Here is a 21,557-nt window from a genome sequence, read left to right on the forward strand (position 1 = left end):
AATGAAAACCATTGACTACATACCCACAAACAAGTTGCAGCGTGCTTCACAGCTCGTCAAGACCGGAATTAAGGTTGGTGGTAACTATGCCAAATATTATGGCAAAAAGGCTTTTAATTCAGATTTAAGCCGGGAAGAGCTGGATGATGATAATGCAGAAGACATTTACGACGGGCTTAAGAGTTTAAAAGGTAGTGCACTCAAAGTTGCACAAATGCTGAGTATGGAAAAAAACATCCTGCCGAAGGCGTATGTCGAAAAGTTTTCTTTATCTCAGTTTTCGGTACCTCCGTTAAGTGCGGCTCTAGTTAGAAAGACCTTTAAAAATTATTTAGATAAATATCCTGAAGAATTATACGATACGTTTGCAACCCAAAGCGTTAATGCGGCCAGCATCGGACAGGTGCATCAGGCTACGAAAGATGGGAAAAAACTTGCTGTGAAAATACAATATCCCGGCGTTGCAGACAGCATCAGCAGCGACCTGGCTCTAGTGAAGCCGGTCGCTAGCAGGATGTTTAATTTAAAAGGAAAGGATAAAGAAAAGTATTTTAAGGAGGTTGAAGATAAGCTTCTTGAAGAGACTGATTATATCCTTGAAGTCAAGCAGAGTCAGGAAATAACCGAAAAATGCAGTGTTATTCCAAATCTGAAGTTTCCGCAGTATTACCCGGAACTTTCCAGTGAACGTATCATTACGATGGACTGGATGGTAGGGGAGCACCTGAGTGAGTTTACGGCACGCAATACAGATAAAGCAGCTGCAGATCAGGTAGGACAGACGTTGTGGGATTTTTATATGTATCAGATGCACCATCTGAAAGCGGTGCACGCAGATCCGCATCCCGGTAACTTTTTGGTTGATAAGGAACATAATTTAATAGCCATAGATTTTGGTTGCATTAAACAGGTGCCCGAAGAATTTTATACGCCTTATTTTGAACTGGCGAACCCAGAAAATATTAATAACCCCGAGGTTTTTACAGAGAAAATGTTTGAACTTGAAATACTTCGCGAAGAGGATTCCCCTGAAGAACTTAAATTCTTTTCCGAATTATTTCACGAAATGCTGAGTTTATTTACTCAGCCCTTTCACCTCGATACGTTTGATTTTAGTGATGAGACATTCTTTGCTAGAATAGCCGATTTGAGTGATAAATACTCAAAAGATACCCAACTTCGAAAAATGAATGGTAATCGTGGCAGCAAGCATTTTCTCTATATCAACCGAACCTTTTTCGGTTTATATAATCTGATGCACGATCTGGGGGCAAAAATTAAAGTGAATAATTACAAGAATTATATTCAGAACGATATTTAAGATTATTGGTTAGGTTGTTTGAGAGGCGCACTTTTTGGTTGGAGTGTGCCTCTTTTTTTTTGCAAGCCCGATAGATAAACCTCTAAACTTGAAAAAAAAGACTGTAAGCTTGCTGCTATTACTTTTCTAACTCAGTATGCGTTTACGGTATTAAGAATTTTTCAATCGCTTTTGCCACCGCATGTTGTTTGTTTGTGTACTCACTCACAAAGTCTGCTGCATCTTTCACTTCCTGAGCAGCATTGGCCATTGCTACGCCCATACCGGCTCTTTTGAGGAGTTGGGTGTCGTTAAAATTATCTCCAAAAGCTATAACGTTACTCAATTCCAGATTGTATTTGCTTTTTATCAAATCTTCGAGCGCAGTACTCTTATCGATATTTTTCGCTGAAATCTCGACATAACTATCTTTCGAGCGGTATAAATGTGCTTCATCGGGATGTCTTTCCTTTAAAAGCTCAATAAGGCTGTCCAGGGCTTTAGGAGATCCCATACACATGATTTTATGGGGTTGCTCCTCTACGGCTTCAAGAGAAGCGATGAGGTCTTTTAGTGGCACATAAACGGGTTGCATTCGGGTGCTGCGTATTTCACGCATCGTCCAGTAATCCATTTTTTCGGTGCGCCAGGTGTCTGTACAATGCGTGCTGATGTTATAATCGTAATCTTTGTGATGCTCAATAATGGTATTCAGAAGCTCTAATGATACCGTGTACGATTGCAGGGCCTTTCCAGTTTCGTCTAAAACCAGTGCGCCATTATAGCAAATAAGCGGACTGCCATAACGGCCAATTTTCTCCTGCAGGTAATACATAGCCGAAGGCATTCTTGAAGAAGCCAGGATCACCGGAAAATCTTTTGGAAGTTTGCTAAATGCGGAAGCCGTTTCAGGGGCGATATCGCGATCGGCATTCAATAAGGTGCCGTCAATATCTGAGCAGATGAGTTTAAGATCTTTATTCATACCGTAAAAATACATTTTGTATGAAAAAGCTAAAGGCAAAAATGCTTATTTCCTTTTTACCAGAAGTGGTAGAAGCGCGCTAAAGATAAGTCCCACAGCCAGGCTACCTGCGACAGCCTGAATCATATAGCTTTTGAGATTGAATAAGGCATCAGCCTCTTCGGGCGTGGTCTTGCCCGTTTGCACAGCATATTCCTTTACATTTTCAAAATAATCGGGTGTGATCCAGGTGCTGATGATGTATTGTGCAGGGGCTGCAAGAACTGCGATGCATAGCGTAATCACCAGACCGGCCAGAAACCCCTGGCGGTAGCTCATAATGCCGCCATAAAAGTTATTGCGCTTATCGGTAAGAGCCAGATAATAAATCAGTGTAGCAGGAATTAAGATAAAAAGCGTATAGATATGCTGTTGAGCAATACCCTCATCATGCCATCCCATCTGGACTTCAAAGATCATCCAGATAAACAGGAAGAACGTATAAATCACCGCCCATTTAAGCTCTAATCTGTATGAAAACATCTTTTTTAATTTGCCTCTAAGATACTATAATTCAGATAAAGAAGCATTGATTTTGATTGGGTTAGCGCTCATAAAATGCTTCCGGTCTGGTGGCTTTAGTTCCGGTTTTTTTGAGATCATAACCCAGATTGCGCAGACTGTTTTCCCAGTCTAAACGCAAAAAGGAATCGCGGGAGCGGTTAGCTTTCAGGTATTTGATACGTTGCAGTACACTTTGAATGATCAGGCAATCGGTACGGGTAAGCTCGTCTGTTGTTTTCATTAAAATACGCAGCAGTTTGTTTGACAAATCGAGCGATGGGGCGTCTTTGTAATTGGCCACGGTTATGGGTGCAATATCGGTGCGCAACCAGGCGCGCAGTTCTACCGCGTTCATATTTGTCGCGTTGAGTAATTCGTTATGCAGGCGTTCTTTTGAAAACAATTTGATTCAGATTTTGAGCTAAAATAAGGTTTATGCAATAGCACTACAAACCTCAATATTAAGTTAGTGTTAAGTATTTAGTAGCAGCTAAGCGATTGAATTTCAGGCAGAAAAAAGCCCGAAGATTTTCTTCGGGCTTCTGAATTATTTGGGAAGAATGCGTCTATTCTTCTACCAGCACCCAGTCGCCCTTATCTAAGAACGGAATGGCCTGTTTGTACTTCATAGTTTTATTTTCCCCATTCATCACGTGTTTGATAGTCACTTTATCATTACGACCTATTTTTGGGCGCTCACGGGTGATGGTTTCGGTGATCTGCTGACGTTGCGGCTGTGTGTTTCCGCTTGCAGCGCGACTTTGTGCCGCACGTTCGTCCAGATTCGGGATTTCTTCCTTAGAAGTCTGTGTTTTCTCGGTTTGCTGGATTTGACGGGCCTCACGGATTTGATTTTCCTGCTGTACCGGCAATTCGCCTTTAAACAGGAACGAAATCACATCTTTGTTTACCTGATCAATCATTTGCTTGAAGAGTTCAAAGGCCTCAAACTTATAGATAAGCAAGGGGTCTTTCTGCTCGTGAACAGCCAGCTGCACACTTTGCTTTAATTCATCCATCTTACGCAAATGCGTTTTCCAGGCATCATCAATAATTGCAAGGGTGATATTCTTCTCAAAATCGGTGATCAGCTGTTTACCTTTAGACTCATAGGCCTCTTTCAGGTTAGTCACAACTTTCAGTTCTTTGTTTCCGTCAGAGAACGGTACAACAATACGCTCGTAGTTGCTGTTTGGATTCTCATATACATTGCTGATTATCGGGAAAGCAAGAGCTGCATTACGCTCCATTTTTTCACGATAATGCTTCAATGCCGCGTCATAAATACGCACCGCTAAATCTTTCGCAGAAAGCTTGGCAAACTCGGCTTCTTCAACCGGACTGCTCATCGAGAAGAAACGGATCAATTCAAACTCAAAATTCTTATAATCCTGAGCCATTTTATTGGTCTCTGCAATCAGCTCACAGGTATCGTAAATCATATTTGCGATATCCACGCGCAAACGCTCTCCAAATAAAGCATGGTAACGACGCTTGTAAATCACTTCACGCTGGGCGTTCATCACATCATCATACTCCAGCAGTCGCTTACGTACCCCAAAGTTGTTTTCTTCCACCTTTTTCTGAGCGCGTTCTATAGATTTTGAAATCATTCCGTGCTGAATCACTTCGCCTTCTTTAAGACCCATACGGTCCATCATCTTGGCGATACGTTCAGAGCCAAAAAGGCGCATCAGGTTATCTTCAAGCGATACGTAGAATTGCGAACTACCCGGATCTCCCTGACGTCCAGAACGACCACGCAACTGGCGGTCAACGCGGCGGGAGTCATGGCGTTCGGTACCTATAATGGCAAGACCACCGGCTTCTTTTACCGCCTTACTTAATTTGATATCGGTACCCCTACCAGCCATGTTAGTGGCGATGGTTACCTGACCTGAGTTACCGGCATCAGCAACAATGTCGGCCTCTTTTTTATGCAGTTTCGCGTTCAACACGTTGTGGTTGATTTTGCGAAGCGAAAGCATACGGCTTAGCAATTCCGATATTTCTACCGAAGTGGTACCAATAAGTACCGGTCTGTTTTGCTCTACCAGATTCTGTACTTCGTCAATAACCGCATTGTATTTTTCGCGTTTGGTTTTATAAACCTTGTCGTCCTTATCGTCACGGGCAATAGGGCGGTTGGTTGGGATTTCTACCACATCCAGTTTGTAGATTTCCCATAATTCACCGGCTTCGGTTACCGCAGTACCGGTCATACCACTGAGTTTGCGGTACATTCTAAAGTAATTCTGAAGGGTTACGGTTGCAAAAGTCTGGGTAGCATCTTCAATCTTTACATTTTCTTTTGCTTCAATAGCCTGGTGCAGACCATCGCTGTAACGACGCCCGTCCATAATACGACCGGTTTGCTCATCAACGATTTTCACCTTGTTGTCAATCACCACATACTCGGTGTCTTTTTCAAACAGGGTATAGGCTTTAAGCAGCTGGTTCATCGTGTGAATACGCTCACTCTTGATGCTGAACTCACGGAACAGTTCTTCTTTTTTCTGTGCCTCTTCTTCCGGAGTAAGATTGGCGTTTTCGATCTTACTGATTTCCATTCCCATTTCGGGCATGACGAAGAAATTAGGATCGTCTTTTCCGGAAAGGTGCTCGATACCTTTATCGGTAAGTTCTATTTGATTGTTTTTCTCATCAATGGTGAAGTACAATTCGGCATCAATCACGTGCATTTCGCGATTGTTATCCTGCATATAATGATTTTCAGTTTTCTGAAGCAACTGGCGGATTCCTTCTTCACTCAAATACTTAATAAGCGCTTTGTTTTTCGGAAGCCCGCGGTATACGCGAAGCAATAAGATCGCTCCTTCTTTGGTGTCTCCTGCAGCGATTAATTTTTTGGCTTCTGCCAAAACCCCGGTAAGATTTTGACGCTGCATGTTAACCAGGCTTTCAATTTTTGGTTTTAAGGCATCAAATTCGTGCTGATCGCCTTTAGGTACCGGTCCTGAAATAATAAGCGGGGTACGGGCATCATCAACTAACACCGAGTCGACCTCATCGACGATGGCGTAGTTGTGCTCGCGTTGTACCAGATCATTTGGCGCGTGTGCCATATTATCACGCAGGTAGTCAAAACCAAATTCGTTATTGGTACCGTAGGTGATGTCTGCGGCGTACGCTTTGCGGCGCGCTGCGGAATTGGGTCTGTGATAATCAATACAGTCTACGGTAAGTCCGTGAAAGTTGAACAGCGGTGCCATCCAGGCGCTATCCCGCTTAGCCAGATAGTCGTTTACGGTTACCAGGTGAACCCCTTTGCCGGTAAGAGCATTGAGATACACCGGAAGGGTAGCTACAAGGGTTTTACCTTCACCGGTCTGCATCTCTGCAATTTTACCCTGGTGCATCGCCACACCACCTATGAGCTGCACATCGTAGTGAATCATATCCCAGGTGATGGGCTTACCTGCGGCATCCCAGCTGTTTGACCAAAGGGCATTGTCGCCTTCAAGCGTAACAAAATCCTTTTCTGCGCTTAATTCGCGATCAAAGGCGCTTGCGGTAACGGTTATGTTTTCATTGTGGAAGAAGCGCTTAGCGGTTTCTTTAACGACTGCAAATGCTTCGGGGAGAATTTCATTTAAGATATTTTCGCTGATTGCGTAGGCATCGTCTTTCAGTTTATCGATGCTGGCGTAGATTTCTTCTTTACGGTCGATATCTTCGGTTTCATCGGCTTCGGCCTCCAGTTTGAGGCGTTCGGCATTGTTGTCTGCAAGCGCATCGGCGATTTTTGCCTTAAAAGCTGTAGTCTTGGCTCTAAGTTCGTCGTGAGAGAGTTTTTCTAATTCCGCCTCAAAACTTTTGATTTTATCTACAATAGGCTGAATGGAAGCAACATCCTGTTTTGATTTGTCACCTACAAAAACCTTTAAAACTTTATCTAATAATCCCATAACTGGTTTGTGTTTTTCCGGAGTGTCTGGTTACACCTGCCCGGTTCATTAATCTCTTATAGCCCGGCCCGGGGCCGTATGTTCTACTCAGCAATCTGGTGAAATGCCGGGTGTTTGTTTATATTCGTTTTGCCTGCTTAAGGCAAAGCTGTTTTGTTCTTAAACGGGTTCAAATTTAAGCAAAAAAAAAGCCTCAATGCGAGACTTTTAAATGCTTTACCCGAGGTAACTATTAATATTCATCCTCATTCCAGAGGTAATCGTCATCAGACGGATAGTCTGGCCATATCTCATCGATAGAATCATACGAGTCACCTTCGTCTTCCATAGACTGCAAGTTTTCTACAACCTCTAAAGGTGCTCCCGTTCTAATCGCATAATCAATCAATTCATCTTTGGTTGCAGGCCAGGGTGCGTCACTCAGGTGCGAAGCTAGTTCTAATGTCCAGTACATAAGTTAACGTGTTTAATTTTTTGCAAAAATAAATTTATTAACGTAATAACCAAGTAAATAATCAATTATTTCAAAACTATTTTTAAGAACGTTTATAACTACCTGTAATTATTGGCGTTAAAGACATTTTTATTGAATACTAAATGTTTAATTCTCCTTTTCGGGAATCCATTTAATTTCTTCTGCCTGTAGCTGTTTTGACAAGAAACGTGCCAGTACAAATAGGTAGTCAGATAGGCGGTTTAGGTATTTTAAGGCATTTGCTTCAAAAGGGCTGTGCTGGTAAAGTGCTGTAGCTAAGCGCTCTGCTCTGCGGCAAACCGATCGGGCTACGTGACAGAATGACACGGTCTGATGTCCGCCCGGTAAGATGAAATGCGTCATAGGAGGGAGGGTCTCGTCCATATTATCCATTTCAGCTTCCAGCAGATTGATGTCCTCGTCTGAAATGCGCTTGATGTCCAGCCTTTTTTTGCCGTTTTTCAGGGTTTCCTTTTCAGGATCTGTGGCCAGAATAGCCCCAATCACAAAAAGTTTTTCCTGAATTTTAAGCAGCATAGACTTGCTGGAAGCATCTATGTCCTGGTCGCGCAGCAAACCCAGGTGCGAATTGAGTTCGTCAAGCGTACCGTAGCTGTCGATGCGTATGTGATGTTTAGAAACGCGGGTACCGCCAAAAAGAGCTGTAGTACCGTCGTCTCCGGTTTTTGTATAAATTTTCACAGGTGTGTTTTTTTTAAGACTGGTCTTCGCGCGATTGTTTGCGCTCTGCTTTGCGCCTTTGATAATCTGCCCTAAAGTTACGCTTCTTGTGCTCGCGCAGCTTGCTTTGGTTTTTGCGATTATTTGCCATTACGGCAAAAAAGAGCACGGCAAGAATTACAATGATTAAAACAGGCTGTAAACTTTCGGGTATAAAATCAAACATAGGGCAAAGGTATTGAAACAGGTTTGCTTATTCCATGGCGTGCCTGGCGTATGTATGCCATTTTGCAATGCAGGCAACCATATCCTCGGGCAATGCACTGTCAAAACGCAACCATTCACCGGTTTTAGGATGTTCAAATCCCAGGGTTTTGGCGTGCAGGGCCTGTCTGGGTAAAATGGTAAAGCAATTTTCTACAAACTGCTTGTATTTGCTGAAGGTCGTTCCTTTAAGTATGACATCACCGCCATAGCGTGCGTCATTGAAAAGCGTATGACCTATGTGTTTCATATGCACGCGAATCTGGTGTGTTCGCCCGGTCTCCAGCTTGCAGCTTATTAAAGTTACATAACCCAGGCGCTCAATGACTTTATAATGCGTTACGGCTTCTTTACCCTGGGAACCGTCTTCATAAACGGTATTCTGCAGTCGGTTTTTGGGATGGCGGCCAATATGACCTTCTACCGTGCCGCTGTCTGCTTCCACATTACCCCAGACGATTGCGATGTATTCGCGCTCGCTGGTCTTGTCAAAAAACTGTTTGGCCAAATGGGTCATGGCTTCTTCGGTCTTTGCCACAACGAGCAAGCCACTGGTGTCTTTATCAATACGATGTACCAAACCGGGGCGTCCGCTGCTGTTTTCGGGTAAATTTTCGAAATGATAAATCAGTGCATTGATAAGCGTACCGCTGTAGTTCCCGTGCCCGGGATGCACCACCATTCCGGCCGGTTTATTGACCACTAAAAGGGTGTCATCTTCATAAACGATGTCAAGCGGAATGTTTTCGGGCGTTAGTAAAAACTCATAAGGCGGGTGTTCAAACAAAACCCGAACGACATCGCCGGCTTTTACCTTATAATTTTGCTTAACGACCGTACCGTTAACTTCAATGTTTCCATTTTTGGCGGCCTGCTGTATTTTATTTCGGGTCGCTTTTTCGATAAAATTCATCAGGAATTTATCTACACGCAGCGGTTCCTGTCCTTTCCCAGCAGTAAAGCTGTAATGCTCGTACAGATCGTCGTCTCCTTCTTCGGGATCTTCGGTTTTAAATTCCTGCATCGTCTGTAGCTTGCTCATCCATAAATTCATCTTCAGGAACGTAATCCTCGTCATAGGTATCCATAGACTCGCTATCCTCAGGAATATACCGGCCTTCACCATTGCCCACCACCAGGTCAATTACCGAAGTTTTGCGAAGGGCATCGCCTTCTTTTAAGGTTTTCCCGTCGTGGCGCAGCTCCAGCACTTCGTCTTCAGAGATGTGATCGCGGTAGTCTATTTTGCCTATTCTGAAACCTAAAGCCAAAAGCGTAGGTTCTACCTGGCGCTGGGTACGGCCTACCAATTGGGGTAGCGTAATTTCCCTATAGCCCGATGGGTTGAGTACGAGATAGATCTTTCGGTCTTCCTTTACAAATTTACCGGGCGCCGGGTTTTGTTCGATTACCGAATACCGGGGATAGTCGGGATTAAAGTTTGAGGAGTCAATCACCACATAGCGCAAATCGGCATTCTCGAGTTCCTGCTCTACCAGACTTAAAGTCATCTTACTGAGGTCTGGTACTGCAATACGCTGGTCATGGTTGGTAGAGCTGTCTAGCCAAAATAGTATCCCAAAGCCTAATACCACTAAAACCAGTACCGCTAACAGCAGTTGTTTTAAAAAGGTTTTACTGAATAAAAATTTAAAAAATCCCATATATACCTGTGCTCCTGAGAGCTCTTTGTTTTAGTTAAAAACGACAACCTGTTCTAAAACGTATGTGTGCTTTATTCAGGGAGTCTGAATGCAATTGCAAACTTAACTTAATTTAGGCTGAAGCTCAATTACAATCATTTTTTTTGCCTATTTATTCTAAAATTGGCGTTCTTTGGAGCCGTAAAGAATACCTAACGTTAAGCTTTCGTTTTACTATGTCTAAGTTAACTATTGCGGTCCTGATGGGTGGTTATTCAAGTGAAGCTACAATTTCACAGATGAGTGGCAATACCGTTTGTAAACACCTCGACCCTTCAAAATATACCGTTTATCCTATTTCCATTTTAAAAGACGGGTGGCATTGTACGCACCCCGATCATAAACCCATTCCAGTAGATAAAAGCGATTTTTCGATAACGCTTGATGGGACAAAAATCAAGTTTGACTGCGTGTTTAATACCATTCATGGTACTCCCGGTGAGGACGGGCGCATTCAGGCGTATTTAGGCTTGCTTAATATTCCGCAGACGGCCTGCAATTATTATGAAGCTGCGCTGACGTTTAATAAACGCGATTGTATCAGTGTGCTTAGGGCTTACGGAATTAAAACAGCAACCAATTATTTTATCAATCAGGGCGATGCGATCAATGCCGAAGAAATCATCAGTAAAGTGGGCTTGCCGTGTTTTGTAAAAGCGAATAAAGCGGGGAGCAGCTTTGGGGTTTCCAAGGTTTATGCCGCGGAAGATCTGGAAGCAGCGCTGGAAAATTCGTTTAAGGAAGACGACGAGATCATTATCGAATCCTTTTTGGAAGGTACCGAAGTTTCTGTGGGTGTGATCAATTATAACGGAAAAATCACGGCCCTGCCGGTCACCGAAATTGTGAGCGAGAATGATTTTTTTGATTACGAGGCTAAATATGCCGGAAAGTCTCAGGAGATTACACCGGCACGCATTTCACCAGAGCAGACCGATTCGGTACAGCGTGAAGCAGAACGCGTGTTTAAAATTCTAAAGCTGAAGGGACTTACCCGTGCTGAATTTATTTTCCATAACGGAGAACCGCATTTTCTGGAAGTCAACACCACTCCGGGCCTTAGTCCGGCAAGTATAATCCCACAGCAGGCAAAGGTGGCGGGGATTTCGCTTTCAGATTTATTTGATAATGTTATTCAACAGGCGATTAGCGGTAGATCGTCTCAGTAGGCAGTATCAGTAAGCAGATTCTTATTTTAAACTTGTTGGTTTCCGAATGGGGTGTCATAAGGATAAGAGTAAGATGGCGAAAATTGACATAAACGATTAAACTTTTCCACGGTTCAACGGTTTTCAAGCTTGAAGTAACCGTAAACCGAGAACTGTAAACGGAAAATGATTTTAATGAGTTCCGGTTTTTGTACTTTTAATATTCAACCTTGAATTTTGAATTCCTATTTATGAAACGCGCAGTATTTCCAGGATCATTTGACCCCCTTACCTTAGGGCATTACGACATCATTGAGCGTGGGCTCAAGCTTTTTGATGAGATCATTCTCGCCATCGGGGTTAATGCCGAAAAGAAATACATGTTTACGCTTGAGCAACGCGAACACTTTTTAAAGGAATCATTTAAAGACGAATCCCGCATTAAGGTGATGACCTACGAAGGGCTTACCGTAGATTTTTGTAACAAAACCGACTCCGGCTTTATTCTGCGCGGTTTGCGCAATCCGGCGGATTTTGAGTTTGAAAAGGCCATTGCCCATACCAACCGAAAACTGGCGCAGATTGAGACTGTGTTTTTACTCACCTCTTCGGGTAAGAGTTATATTTCGTCTTCAATTGTGCGCGACGTTATTCGCAATGGTGGGGATTACACCGGGCTTGTGCCTGATGCTGTGCGTATTTAGAAAACTGCAACGCAAGTGCACTAGTCAGGTCTTTAGAGTAAGCCTACACCATTTATCTATGATCAAAAACCTTATTTTTCTTGTTACTTTTTTGATTTTCGCAGCCGCGAAAGCGCAAAATACCTCGGGTAAGGTTTATGCCGGCGATAAGCGTGTACCGGGTGTTTTGGTTGAAAACCGCACCCAAAAGAAGTCGACCGTTACTACCGATGCGGGCGATTTTAGTATCGCAGCCCGCCTGAATGATTCGCTGGTGTTTAGTGCACCTTTTATGGAAACTCAGGTCTTTATTGTGGAACAAGAGAAACTCGAGCAACGCTGGGTGGTTGCATTAAATGAAAATCTCAACGAACTTGACGAAGTACGCCTGACCGAAGCGCCGAAGCCCAAAGAATTCAATCAGGAGGAATATACAGCCAAGGTTAATGACCTGGTCAAAAGAGATTATCAGCTTAATCCCCAGGCTTACCGGCCACAATACACTTCTCAGGGTATCGATTTTATAATGTTGGCCAAACGCTTTGCAAGCTTGTTTAAAAAGGATCCCTCGAAAAAGGAAAAGGATTACGGTGTTATCTCGTATGAACGCATTCAGCAGTTATTTGCTACTGACGCCTATTTTGATCAGAAGTTTTTAAGGGAACAACTCAAGATCGAAGCCGAATATCAAAATCTCTTTTTTGAATATGTGGGCGCGGTAAATCTGGATGGAATACTGCTCGAAACCGAGCACCAACTCGATTTATTGAAAGAACTTCTTGCCCTTAGCGAAAGCTTTAATGCCGAAATTAAAAAGTTTAAGCAAGAGGGGCTGGCGAAACCCGGGAGTAATTGAAGTTATTGATTATTGGGTTATTCAATAATTCTGAATTCTGAATTTAGAATTGAAAATTCAGTCCGAGATAAAAATTAATCGGTTCGCCGGGATAGTAATATCGGGGTAAACTACCTCCAAAACCGGTCGCATTGGGTAAAATCTGTGCGGCATAGTCTGCATCAAACAGATTGTTGATGCCTCCAAATACATTCAGGTCTAAAGTCTTGCCTAACTCAAAAGCATAATCGCTACGCAGATTCACCACATTATACGAATCGCTGTAAATACTATTTGCATCATCAAGCGGAATGCTTCCGGTGTGGCGGTAATTGGTATTGAAGCTCCAGCTTTTCCACGATAGATCAAGTCCCAAATTAATCACCCGGTCTGCGACGCCGGTAAGCTCATTGCCGCTGTAATCGACGTCCCGGTCTGTGAATTTTTCGAAAGAATAGTCGTTTAGCGCTACAGATACGTAGGGCTGAAGCATCAGGTTTTCATCTATATAATCCCGGTATTGTGCGAAAAATTCTAAACCGTTGTGATCGGTTTTTCCGGCGTTGCGGCCTACGTACTGATCATTGCCCACACGTTCTGCCACCAGCAGGTTGTCAACCTGCACCGTGTAGAATGCTACTTCGGTATAGAGCCGTTTTTGCAACCATTGCCCTTTAAAACCGAGCTCATAATTTACGCCGGTTTCCGGTTTGATTTCGGGGTTGATGGCGCCTTCGGGTGTCAGGGTTTCGGCAACAGTAGGCAGTGAAAAACCACGGGCAACGGTCGCGTAGATAAACTTATCGGTAAAAGCCTCGTAGGTCAGACCCGCCTGAGGTAAAAAGATGCGGGGATAGGTATAGGTGCCCGAATTGTCTGTGCCGTTTTCGTTTAAAATAGCATCCAGAATATAACGGCTGTGGTTGTAATTAAGGCCGAAATCTCCCGTAAGCCGCTCTGTAAATTGCAGTTGTATTTGGGCGAAAAGATTCAGGTATTTTCGGTCCTGTTCCTGATCAGCAAAGCGGTTTCCCTGAATGCTTCCATTACCCGGATTGCTTTCGTAGTTATTCTCAAACAATTCGGCTTTATAGTGTTCATCAAAATATTCTACGCCAATGCTGCTTTTCGCGTTTAGCTGAAAAATTGAAAATTCAGAATTCAGATTGCTGCGTATACCGAAAGCAAGGCTGTTTTCGTCCAGAATATCAAAAGGTCTTGGCTCATAGCCGTCGCGGGTATTGGTAAATAGGCTGGTGGTCCAGCGGTTTTGAGCGTTTATTTGCCAGTCGTAAGACAGACCTGCCAAAATTTTATCGTAGGATTCATAACCCCGTGCCTGCGTCCAGGTAAATGCAGCTTTTTGCGGAGCTTCTCTAAAATCAGTAGCGTTTATCGAACTTGGAATGTAGGCTTTGAGACGGATGTAATTCCCGAAAAAACTAAGGCTTGAAACTTCGTTAAGCTGGGTTTTGGCATAAGCCGTAATACTGTTGCGGTTATACCCGCTGTTATCCCGAAAACCGTCGCTTTCCAGGTGGTTGTAGCTTATAAATCCCTGTGTTTGCTCATCTGCATACAAGCCCGATACCCCCGTCTTAAAAAGTCCGTACGAACCTGCCAGAGCATTTGAACGCACCGAAAAACCCGGTTTTTTGGGTTTGATAACCGAAAGCAGCATCGCTCCTCCCAAGCCCGCGCCGTAACTGCTGCTCGCGGGGCCTTTGATGATTTCTATGTTTTGGATGAGGCTGAGGTCTAAATCTTCAAGAGTCGTTTCTCCCTCGCCGGTAGTAAGTGGAATACCTTCCAGATACGCCTTTACCCGGTTTGTGGAGTACTGACTGCGTGCACCCAGACCGCGAATGCTGATGCGGCTGGTGTTCAGCGCACCCTGCTGCATCTGTATTCCGGGGATTTTGTTGATCTCATTAGCCACCGAAAGCTGATCACCCCGCTCTAAATTTTGGGCGGTAATTACAGCCACTGCCGCCGGAATGCGCTGCAGTTGGTTTTGAACCGGGGTTGCGGTAATCAGGATTTCGCCTAAGGTATTGCGTTGGGTCAACGAGTCGGTCGCTGTTTCTTCCTGAGAAAAGCCAAAGGACGTAACCAATAAGGTACAGAGCAGCAGGAGGTTTTTCATCTAGTTTGCTGAAACCTTCCAGATTATACCGCTGTCGTCATCGTTAACCAGCAAGGAGCCATCAGGAGCAACGGTAGTTGCAACCGGGCGACCATAAACTTCGTTTCCGTTTTCATCGGGGATAAAACCGGTAAGGAAATCAACAGCCGGTTTTGGCTTTCCGTTTTCAAAAGGAATAAAAACCACTTTATAGCCCGAGAAGGGTTCGCGATTCCAGGAACCATGCTGCCCAACAAAAGCTCCGTTTTGATATTCAGCCGGAAACTTATTTCCGGTGTAAAAGGTAAATCCTAAAGAGGCGGTATGGGATCCCAAAGGCACATCGGGAACAATGGCTTTATCAACCAAATCCTGATGCGGGTCTTCTTCCCAGCGTGGATCATTAATCTGGCCATAATAGCTGTACGGCCATCCGTACCAGCCGCCTTTTTTGACACTGGTCGCGTAATCAGGAACCAGATTATTGCCCAATTCATCCCGTTCGTTTACGGCAGTCCAAAGTTCGCCGGTAACGGGGTTCCAGTCCATTCCCACGGGATTTCTCAATCCCGAAGCATAGGTGATTTCGCCACTTCCGTCAGGGTTTACTTCTAAAATAACCGCACGACGCTCTTCTTTCTCCATTCCCTGTTCGCCTACGTTACTGGCAGAACCTACCGAAATGTATATTTTGTCTTTAGCTTCGTTGGTGATGATATTACGCGTCCAGTGGTTGTTGTAACCGCTGGCCGAAAGTTCAACGATTTTCTCGCCTTCGCCTTCCAGTTTGGTTTGACCTTCGGTATACGGGTAACGGTAAAGTCCATCGGTATTGGCGATGTAGAAATAGTCACCAAGAACCAGCATCCCAAAATTCTGATTGAGCCCATCTTTAAATACAAAACGTTCATCAACGCTTCCGTCGCTGTTGGTATCGCGAAGGAGGGTGATTTGATTGGCGCTATTTCGGGTATTTGATTCGGCTACGAAAATGTCGTTATTGGGAGCTACGTAGGTCCATCGCGGGTGCTGCAGCTCATCTGCAAAGCGGGTTACTGTAAAACCTTCAGGGGCTACGGGAGTCTTGCCTTCGGGCCAGGCGACCACCTTGCTTTCTTTGGTAACCGATTCGGAAGCAAAGGGAGCAGGAAGTTCTAAAGGTCCTACTGTGGTTTCAACCGTGACGCTGCCGTTATCGGCAAGATCTTCTTTGGTCTCTTCAGAAACCTTTTTATCATTTTTACAGGCTGTAAAAGCGACTGCTAAGGCTAGTGTGTAGAATAATTTATTCATAGGTAGTTTTTTACGAAATTAAAGTTTTTCGTATCCCCCCGGGTTTTTCGAGCAGGAGATTAGTATAAGTTTAACGGCTGGAGCTGTTTCTGTTAAAAGCTGCCTTGTGAGCGTTTTTATATTCAACTGAAAATTAAGCTATGAAGTATACTGCATCATAACTTGTGGTTTACTTTCAGGTCGAGGGTGTCACACTGAGCTTGTTGAAGTGCAGTCGAGAGCATTTAGTGTAGACTAATTACCAAAATAAGCGCTCAAGATGACGGCCGAGTTGATGTTTAGAAGGATGCAAAACGTCAAAAGCTTGTCTTTTTTGTACTAATACCTTTTAGAATTCCGCAGCAAGTAGCTAAAAACATCAGATTCTGTGGGTTCTGAAATTAAAATTCCTGTACTATTTCGTTTCGGAACGCAACCCTTAACCGAAAACCGCATCTTTTGATTAATTAACACGAACTAAACCAATCAATTATGAAAAAAATGTACTTCCTGCTTTTTGGAGTGGCAATGCTGTTGCAGTCCTGCTGGTATACCGTAGATGATGATGGGCCTCAGGTTGTAGATCCTTATCACATAGCCTACGAGCCCATTACACAAACCCGGGCCGATTTTGAAGAAACTATAAAACTGATGCCTTCGCGCCCCGTACAAAATGCGGGAAAGATTTACGTCAAAGATGCCATGATGTACATCAATGAAAAGCAGGAAGGTTTTCACGTCTTTGATAATACCAATCCTGAAGATCCGCAATCTTTGGCTTTTATCAGCATTCCCGGGAGTACCGATCTGGCCATACGGGGAACTGTGATGTACTCGCATCATCTTATTGATCTTGTCGCTTTTCGCTATGAAAGAGGTGCAGATGAATTGCAGCTGCTACACCGGGAGCAGCAAGCGTTTCCGGCTTTGATATCTCCCGAAGGTTTAAGTCCTGAAAATTATGGCGTAGAAGAGGAGTTGATTGTCGTGGGGTATAAACTAAAAGAAGACTAGATTATGAAAAATATAGGATACACGTTGTTGCTTTTTGTTTTGATCCTCACTTCGTGCGAGGGTGATACCAGTGCGGTAACCAATGACGCTGCCGGTGGGGACGGTCAGGGAGGCTCGCTGGCCCGTTTTGCCCTGGTGGGTGACTACCTCTATACGGTAGACGATCAGGCCTTGAATATTTTTGATATTACAGATCCCGATAAACCCGTTAAGACCGGTGATAAATACATTGGTTTTGATATCGAAACTCTTTACGCACTTGATGAGTATTTATTTATGGGAAGCAGGCTGGGTATGTTTATCTACGATATTTCAGATCCCAAGTTTCCGTTGAAGCTTTCTGAAGTGCAGCACGTACGCGGTTGTGATCCTGTGGTTTCGAGCGGTGATTATACCTACGTGACCCTGCATACCAACGCGGTGTGTCTGGGTACTATCAATCAGCTTCAGGTGTATGATACTAAAAATCCGCGGGAGCCGGTATTGCTCACCACAGTAGAAATGGACCGACCCATTGGCCTTGGGCTTTACGAAAACTACCTGCTGGTGACCGATGCAGGTACGGTACGCATTTTTGATGTGACCAAGCCCGCAGAGCCCGATTTGCTGGGCGGTATTGAGATCGACGCTTTTGACGTCATCATCAGAGACAATCATTTGCTGGTTATTGGAGCCAGTGAATTGAGGCAGTACGAACTGAATGCGGAGGATATTACCAATCCTGTTTTGCTGGGGAAACTGGTATTCTAAACTTCGTTGATTTTATACCAAAAAAATGCCGGTACACCTAAGTGCACCGGCTTCCATTCTACAAAGTTGGGCGAAAATGGAATTTACATTACGTAAATCTTATTTTTTATTTTGTTGATCTTTGATGGTTTTCTCATCAATATCAACCTTATTGGTTTGTTTCTTTCGGTCCCCTAAACTACTTGTGGGATCGCTATCTTTTTGTTCTACTGTTCGTTCAAATTTCTTTGCCATAATACTATCTTTTTTAAATTCAACTCAAGATAGTCATAGCGCGTGTTAAATACTGATAATGCAGTATTAAGATCCCGTTAAAATACGCAAAAAGCCTTCGCAATCAGCCACTTGTTGATTTTAGGGTCGAATTGTTGAAATGAAACGGCCAATGCCTTCTATACCATCTGCTGTGAGTGCCTTAATAAATGCCGAACCAATTATAGCTCCTTTAGCCGTTTGAGTGGCGGCTTTAAAGGTCTCTTCATCCTTAATACCGAAGCCTACAATCTGTGGGTTTTTAAGCTGAAGCTCTGCAATGCGTTCAAAATAATCGGTTTGCACCGTGCTGAAGCCTGAAGTTTTACCGGTGGTACTCGCGCTGCTTACCATATAGATAAAGGCATCACTGGCAGCATCAATTTGGCGGATGCGCGCATCTGCCGTTTGTGGCGTAATGAGGAAAATCATCTTAAGGTCGTACTTCTCAAAGATGGCTTTGTAATGCATCTCGTATTCGGCCAGGGGAAGGTCGGGCATAATAAGGCCGTCAATACCTATCTCGGCACATTTGGCGCAAAATTCTTCCACGCCGTACTGAAGCATTGGATTGAAATAGCCCATCACAATGAGTGGAATATCCACAGTCTTACGGATGTCTTTGATCTGCTCAAAAAGGGTAGCGGTGGTCATCCCGTTTTTAAGGGCTTCGGTCGAACTCTCCTGAATGGTAGGCCCGTCTGCCAGCGGATCGCTAAACGGTAAACCAATTTCGATCATATCGACACCTGCTTTTACCAGTTCGTGAATAACGGTCGTGGTATCCTGAAGCTTAGGATAACCTGCCGTAAAATAGATGGAAAGCAGTTTTTTATCTTCCTGTAGTTTTTTATTGATTCTGTTCATGTTTATATAATCTTTTAGTCATTTCCGTGAAGACGGAAATCTCTTCAATCGTATCCTTGTTTTAGTTTGGTTCCTAAGGAAATCTCTTCAATCGTATCCTTGTTTTAGTTTGGTTCCTAAGGAAATCTCTTCAATCGTATCCTTGTTTTAGTTTGGTTCCTAAGGAAATCTCTTCAATCGTATCCTTGTTTTAGATTGGTTCCTAAGGAAATCTCTCCAATCGTATCCTGATTTTTATTTAAAACCCTTTATTTAATCCGGAATAATTTCACTCAAGCATCCAACTCAAATCATTCCAATCCGGATTTATGTCGCTTATTAGATTTTCTTTCCACTCCCGATTCCATTTTTTGAGTTGCTTCTCCCTGTGTATCGCATTATTCACATAGGGAGTTGATTCAAAATAGACCAGTTTTTCTACATTGTATTTTCCCGTAAATCCTTTATTACTTTTTTGTTTATGTTGTCTTAAGCGTTTTTTCAAATCAGCGGTTACCCCAATGTAAAGAACGGTGTGGTTTTTATTGGTAAGAATATAGGTGTAAAACAATTCTTCCATTGAGCATTGGGGTTTGGATCATAAGATTTCCGCCTTCGCGGAAATGAAAAATAACACTCGACCTTCGCGGAAATGAAAAAAGTCAAACTCGCTTATGCGAGGTTGAAATATTCTATGTATGTATTCAAATCCTTGTCCCCTCTACCACTTAAATTAATCACCACCACATCGTCTTTTTTAAATTTTCGGTCTTTGAAAATGGCTAAGGCGTGTGAGGTTTCAATCGCCGGGATGATGCCTTCAAGTTTGCTGAGTTCCAGACCGGCCTGCATAGCTGCATCATCGGTGATGCTGATGAATTCCCCACGTCCGCTGCGAAACAGGTGCGCGTGCATAGGCCCAACTCCGGGATAATCCAAACCGGCCGAAATGGAATAGGGCTCGGTGATCTGACCGTCCGGCGTTTGCATAAGCAGGGTTTTGCTACCGTGAATAATACCTTCTTTGCCCAATGCTGAGGTTGCTGCACTCTCGCCGCTGTCAATGCCCTTACCGGCAGCTTCAACCGCGATGATACCCACATTCGGATTGTCAAGATAGTGGTAGTAAATCCCCGCAGCATTGCTGCCGCCGCCTACGCAGGCTACTACATAATCGGGATTTTCACGCCCTTCTTTCTCCACCAGTTGTTTTTTAACCTCTTCGGAAATCACGCTTTGAAAACGTGCTACCATATCGGGATAGGGATGCGGTCCCACGACGCTACCAATGATGTAGTGCGTGTCGGTAGGATTGTTGATCCAGTCGCGAATGGCCTCGTTTGTGGCATCCTTCAGGGTTTTACTTCCCGATTCTGCCGGAACGACCTTGGCGCCCAACATTTTCATACGGGCGACGTTTGGCGCCTGGCGTTTGATATCAACAGCACCCATATAAACGATGCACTCGAGTCCCATCAAAGCACAAACGGTAGCAGTGGCCACCCCGTGCTGCCCGGCACCGGTCTCTGCGATGATGCGGGTTTTGCCTAAACGTTTAGCCATCAAAATCTGCCCGATGGTATTGTTTACCTTGTGCGCCCCGGTATGGCAGAGGTCTTCGCGTTTCAGGTAGACTTTAGTCCCATATTTTTCAGAAAAGCGCTTCGCGAAATAAAGCGGGGTAGGGCGACCTACGTACTCGCGCAGCAGTTCGTGAAATTCGTTCTGAAATTCGGGTTCCTGCATGACCTTAATGTAATTCTGGCGCAGTTCTTCTACATTGGGATACAGCATCTCGGGGATGTATGCCCCTCCAAAATCGCCGTAATATCCGTTTTCGTTTACGTTGTAGTTCATTTTTTATTCTATATTTTCATTTCCGCGAAGGCGGAAATCTTTTATTCTTATTTCTATTTTTTATTTCGCACTATCAGGATTTCTAAAAAAGCTCAATAACTTCTCTAAATCGCTTCTATTTTTTAATCCGGGCTGGTCTTCAAATTTACTGTTTACATCAATGGCAAACAGCGGTAAATAAGTCTTCAGCATATTTTTGACGGAGTCGAGTTCGTCCAGACCAATACCTCCACTCAGTACGAAGGGCTTTTTAGAAGGATAGTCTTTTAAAACTTCCCAGTCAAAGGTGTACCCATTTCCTCCTTTTTCCTTGCCTTTGGTATCGAATAAAAAGGCATCTACATAGGGTTCATAGGCTTCTAAGACTGAAAAATCAAATGCGTCTTTTATGCTAAACACTTTCCACACTTCGACTGAGCTCAGTGCAGGTACCTCGACTGCGCTCGGTACAGGCACTTCGACTGAGCTCGGTACAGGCACTTCGACTGGGCTCAGTGCAGGCACTTCGTTATCAGGATGAGATGCTGAAACAAGTTCAGCATTGAGCTTTCGCAGCTCTGTACAATATTCCGGTGATTCGTTACCGTGTAACTGGATGACGTCAAAACCAAATTGCTGTACTTTTTCAAGAACAAAATCCAGGCTGGCATTGACAAATACGCCTACTTTTTTGACTCCGGGTGGTAACGAAGGAATCTCATTTAAATCATAATTGCGTGGACTCTTCTCATAAAAAATAAACCCCAGATAATCGGGTTGCAAGGCTGCAACGGCTGCGGTGTTGTGTTTCATCCCACAGACTTTTAGCCTCACCCCAGCCCTCTCCATCCCGAAGGTGGTCGGGAGAGCGGGAGTTTCTTTTTTATGTTGGTCTTTATTTTTCATTTTAGATTAT

The 21,557-nt window shown here is 43.9% G+C and carries 22 protein-coding genes; 6 read left to right on the forward strand and 16 right to left on the reverse strand.

Annotation, left to right across the window (positions count from 1 at the left end):
• Window position 1 precedes the first annotated feature (1 nt).
• Entirely contained in the window at window positions 2-1,321 is a 1,320-nt protein-coding gene (locus ACSSS3_RS11720) for an ABC1 kinase family protein (protein WP_228231413.1), read from the forward strand.
• A gap of 142 nt (window positions 1,322-1,463) precedes the next feature.
• Here the strand turns inward: ACSSS3_RS11720 and ACSSS3_RS11725 are convergent, their stop codons facing one another.
• The 9 genes from ACSSS3_RS11725 to ACSSS3_RS11765 all read right to left on the reverse strand — a co-directional run bounded on the left by ACSSS3_RS11725 (window position 1,464) and on the right by ACSSS3_RS11765 (window position 9,841).
• On the reverse strand, window positions 1,464-2,285 hold the full coding sequence (locus ACSSS3_RS11725; RefSeq protein WP_442844763.1) for a Cof-type HAD-IIB family hydrolase: 822 nt from the start codon (window positions 2,283-2,285) through the stop codon (window positions 1,464-1,466).
• A gap of 45 nt (window positions 2,286-2,330) precedes the next feature.
• Entirely contained in the window at window positions 2,331-2,807 is a 477-nt protein-coding gene (locus ACSSS3_RS11730) for a DUF4199 domain-containing protein (RefSeq protein ID WP_442844764.1), read from the reverse strand.
• A gap of 61 nt (window positions 2,808-2,868) precedes the next feature.
• A complete protein-coding gene (locus tag ACSSS3_RS11735; RefSeq protein WP_228231410.1) occupies window positions 2,869-3,231 on the reverse strand; it encodes a DUF3140 domain-containing protein in 363 nt (120 codons plus the stop codon).
• Window positions 3,232-3,394: 163 nt separating this feature from the next.
• Window positions 3,395-6,757: a preprotein translocase subunit SecA gene (gene secA / locus ACSSS3_RS11740; protein ID WP_442844765.1), complete on the reverse strand. Its 3,363-nt coding sequence runs from the start codon at window positions 6,755-6,757 to the stop codon at window positions 3,395-3,397.
• A gap of 232 nt (window positions 6,758-6,989) precedes the next feature.
• Window positions 6,990-7,211, reverse strand: coding sequence for a DUF2795 domain-containing protein (locus ACSSS3_RS11745; protein WP_028374482.1), 222 nt, complete (start codon window positions 7,209-7,211; stop codon window positions 6,990-6,992).
• Between the two features lie 147 nt (window positions 7,212-7,358).
• The gene (locus ACSSS3_RS11750) at window positions 7,359-7,934 is read right to left on the reverse strand and encodes a cob(I)yrinic acid a,c-diamide adenosyltransferase (protein WP_228231408.1); all 576 of its coding nucleotides are present in this window, start codon (window positions 7,932-7,934) and stop codon (window positions 7,359-7,361) included.
• A 13-nt stretch (window positions 7,935-7,947) separates the two neighbouring features.
• A complete protein-coding gene (locus ACSSS3_RS11755; protein ID WP_228231407.1) occupies window positions 7,948-8,139 on the reverse strand; it encodes a hypothetical protein in 192 nt (63 codons plus the stop codon).
• A 27-nt stretch (window positions 8,140-8,166) separates the two neighbouring features.
• On the reverse strand, window positions 8,167-9,219 hold the full coding sequence (locus ACSSS3_RS11760) for an RluA family pseudouridine synthase (RefSeq protein ID WP_442844766.1): 1,053 nt from the start codon (window positions 9,217-9,219) through the stop codon (window positions 8,167-8,169).
• The gene (locus tag ACSSS3_RS11765) at window positions 9,188-9,841 is read right to left on the reverse strand and encodes a PASTA domain-containing protein (RefSeq protein WP_228231406.1); all 654 of its coding nucleotides are present in this window, start codon (window positions 9,839-9,841) and stop codon (window positions 9,188-9,190) included. Before ACSSS3_RS11765 ends, ACSSS3_RS11760 begins: the two co-directional genes overlap by 32 nt.
• Window positions 9,842-10,056: 215 nt before the next feature.
• Here ACSSS3_RS11765 and ACSSS3_RS11770 point away from each other — a divergent pair, with 215 nt between their 5' ends.
• The 3 genes from ACSSS3_RS11770 (at window position 10,057) to ACSSS3_RS11780 (ending at window position 12,567) form a co-directional block, all read left to right on the forward strand.
• Window positions 10,057-11,049 carry a D-alanine--D-alanine ligase gene (locus ACSSS3_RS11770; protein ID WP_442844767.1) on the forward strand — a complete coding sequence of 331 codons (993 nt, stop codon included), beginning with the start codon at window positions 10,057-10,059 and terminating at the stop codon, window positions 11,047-11,049.
• A gap of 230 nt (window positions 11,050-11,279) precedes the next feature.
• The gene (coaD, locus tag ACSSS3_RS11775; RefSeq protein WP_099647290.1) at window positions 11,280-11,732 is read left to right on the forward strand and encodes a pantetheine-phosphate adenylyltransferase; all 453 of its coding nucleotides are present in this window, start codon (window positions 11,280-11,282) and stop codon (window positions 11,730-11,732) included.
• A gap of 58 nt (window positions 11,733-11,790) precedes the next feature.
• Window positions 11,791-12,567, forward strand: a complete 777-nt coding sequence (locus ACSSS3_RS11780; RefSeq protein WP_442844768.1) for a hypothetical protein — start codon at window positions 11,791-11,793, stop codon at window positions 12,565-12,567.
• A 43-nt stretch (window positions 12,568-12,610) separates the two neighbouring features.
• Here ACSSS3_RS11780 and ACSSS3_RS11785 read toward each other — a convergent pair whose 3' ends face one another.
• Both ACSSS3_RS11785 and ACSSS3_RS11790 read right to left on the reverse strand, forming a co-directional pair.
• Window positions 12,611-14,692: a TonB-dependent receptor family protein gene (locus tag ACSSS3_RS11785; RefSeq protein ID WP_442844769.1), complete on the reverse strand. Its 2,082-nt coding sequence runs from the start codon at window positions 14,690-14,692 to the stop codon at window positions 12,611-12,613.
• Window positions 14,693-15,964: a PQQ-dependent sugar dehydrogenase gene (locus ACSSS3_RS11790; RefSeq protein ID WP_442844770.1), complete on the reverse strand. Its 1,272-nt coding sequence runs from the start codon at window positions 15,962-15,964 to the stop codon at window positions 14,693-14,695.
• 471 nt (window positions 15,965-16,435) lie between these two features.
• Between ACSSS3_RS11790 and ACSSS3_RS11795 the strand changes: the two genes are divergently transcribed.
• Both ACSSS3_RS11795 and ACSSS3_RS11800 read left to right on the forward strand, forming a co-directional pair.
• Window positions 16,436-16,957 carry a hypothetical protein gene (locus ACSSS3_RS11795; protein ID WP_442844771.1) on the forward strand — a complete coding sequence of 174 codons (522 nt, stop codon included), beginning with the start codon at window positions 16,436-16,438 and terminating at the stop codon, window positions 16,955-16,957.
• Between the two features lie 3 nt (window positions 16,958-16,960).
• The gene (locus ACSSS3_RS11800) at window positions 16,961-17,707 is read left to right on the forward strand and encodes an LVIVD repeat-containing protein (RefSeq protein ID WP_442844772.1); all 747 of its coding nucleotides are present in this window, start codon (window positions 16,961-16,963) and stop codon (window positions 17,705-17,707) included.
• 99 nt (window positions 17,708-17,806) lie between these two features.
• Here the strand turns inward: ACSSS3_RS11800 and ACSSS3_RS11805 are convergent, their stop codons facing one another.
• The 5 genes from ACSSS3_RS11805 to ACSSS3_RS11825 all read right to left on the reverse strand — a co-directional run bounded on the left by ACSSS3_RS11805 (window position 17,807) and on the right by ACSSS3_RS11825 (window position 21,454).
• Window positions 17,807-17,941, reverse strand: a complete 135-nt coding sequence (locus ACSSS3_RS11805; RefSeq protein ID WP_442844773.1) for a hypothetical protein — start codon at window positions 17,939-17,941, stop codon at window positions 17,807-17,809.
• A 120-nt stretch (window positions 17,942-18,061) separates the two neighbouring features.
• Window positions 18,062-18,826 carry a tryptophan synthase subunit alpha gene (trpA, locus tag ACSSS3_RS11810; RefSeq protein ID WP_442844774.1) on the reverse strand — a complete coding sequence of 255 codons (765 nt, stop codon included), beginning with the start codon at window positions 18,824-18,826 and terminating at the stop codon, window positions 18,062-18,064.
• Between the two features lie 268 nt (window positions 18,827-19,094).
• The gene (locus tag ACSSS3_RS11815) at window positions 19,095-19,385 is read right to left on the reverse strand and encodes a GIY-YIG nuclease family protein (protein ID WP_442844775.1); all 291 of its coding nucleotides are present in this window, start codon (window positions 19,383-19,385) and stop codon (window positions 19,095-19,097) included.
• 92 nt (window positions 19,386-19,477) lie between these two features.
• Window positions 19,478-20,662: a tryptophan synthase subunit beta gene (gene trpB, locus ACSSS3_RS11820; protein ID WP_228231398.1), complete on the reverse strand. Its 1,185-nt coding sequence runs from the start codon at window positions 20,660-20,662 to the stop codon at window positions 19,478-19,480.
• Between the two features lie 60 nt (window positions 20,663-20,722).
• A complete protein-coding gene (locus ACSSS3_RS11825; protein WP_442844776.1) occupies window positions 20,723-21,454 on the reverse strand; it encodes a phosphoribosylanthranilate isomerase in 732 nt (243 codons plus the stop codon).
• Window positions 21,455-21,557 lie beyond the last annotated feature (103 nt).

The organism is Leeuwenhoekiella sp. H156, assembly GCF_052218455.1.
Classification (GTDB): Bacteria; Bacteroidota; Bacteroidia; order Flavobacteriales; family Flavobacteriaceae; genus Leeuwenhoekiella; species Leeuwenhoekiella parthenopeia.

Bases quoted from the DNA above. Each gene is read 5' to 3' on its own strand.
- ACSSS3_RS11760 (WP_442844766.1), bottom strand. From the start codon at position 9,219: ATGAGCAAGCTACAGACGATGCAGGAATTTAAAACCGAAGATCCCGAA.
- ACSSS3_RS11730 (WP_442844764.1), bottom strand. From the start codon at position 2,807: ATGTTTTCATACAGATTAGAGCTTAAATGGGCGGTGATTTATACGTTC.
- ACSSS3_RS11755 (WP_228231407.1), bottom strand. From the start codon at position 8,139: ATGTTTGATTTTATACCCGAAAGTTTACAGCCTGTTTTAATCATTGTA.
- ACSSS3_RS11795 (WP_442844771.1), top strand. From the start codon at position 16,436: ATGAAAAAAATGTACTTCCTGCTTTTTGGAGTGGCAATGCTGTTGCAG.
- trpB (WP_228231398.1), bottom strand. From the start codon at position 20,662: ATGAACTACAACGTAAACGAAAACGGATATTACGGCGATTTTGGAGGG.
- ACSSS3_RS11790 (WP_442844770.1), bottom strand. From the start codon at position 15,964: ATGAATAAATTATTCTACACACTAGCCTTAGCAGTCGCTTTTACAGCC.
- coaD (WP_099647290.1), top strand. From the start codon at position 11,280: ATGAAACGCGCAGTATTTCCAGGATCATTTGACCCCCTTACCTTAGGG.
- ACSSS3_RS11780 (WP_442844768.1), top strand. From the start codon at position 11,791: ATGATCAAAAACCTTATTTTTCTTGTTACTTTTTTGATTTTCGCAGCC.
- ACSSS3_RS11800 (WP_442844772.1), top strand. From the start codon at position 16,961: ATGAAAAATATAGGATACACGTTGTTGCTTTTTGTTTTGATCCTCACT.
- ACSSS3_RS11765 (WP_228231406.1), bottom strand. From the start codon at position 9,841: ATGGGATTTTTTAAATTTTTATTCAGTAAAACCTTTTTAAAACAACTG.
- ACSSS3_RS11825 (WP_442844776.1), bottom strand. From the start codon at position 21,454: ATGAAACACAACACCGCAGCCGTTGCAGCCTTGCAACCCGATTATCTG.
- ACSSS3_RS11815 (WP_442844775.1), bottom strand. From the start codon at position 19,385: ATGGAAGAATTGTTTTACACCTATATTCTTACCAATAAAAACCACACC.
- ACSSS3_RS11805 (WP_442844773.1), bottom strand. From the start codon at position 17,941: ATGGCAAAGAAATTTGAACGAACAGTAGAACAAAAAGATAGCGATCCC.
- ACSSS3_RS11785 (WP_442844769.1), bottom strand. From the start codon at position 14,692: ATGAAAAACCTCCTGCTGCTCTGTACCTTATTGGTTACGTCCTTTGGC.
- ACSSS3_RS11745 (WP_028374482.1), bottom strand. From the start codon at position 7,211: ATGTACTGGACATTAGAACTAGCTTCGCACCTGAGTGACGCACCCTGG.
- ACSSS3_RS11725 (WP_442844763.1), bottom strand. From the start codon at position 2,285: ATGAATAAAGATCTTAAACTCATCTGCTCAGATATTGACGGCACCTTA.
- ACSSS3_RS11720 (WP_228231413.1), top strand. From the start codon at position 2: ATGAAAACCATTGACTACATACCCACAAACAAGTTGCAGCGTGCTTCA.
- ACSSS3_RS11770 (WP_442844767.1), top strand. From the start codon at position 10,057: ATGTCTAAGTTAACTATTGCGGTCCTGATGGGTGGTTATTCAAGTGAA.
- trpA (WP_442844774.1), bottom strand. From the start codon at position 18,826: ATGAACAGAATCAATAAAAAACTACAGGAAGATAAAAAACTGCTTTCC.
- secA (WP_442844765.1), bottom strand. From the start codon at position 6,757: ATGGGATTATTAGATAAAGTTTTAAAGGTTTTTGTAGGTGACAAATCA.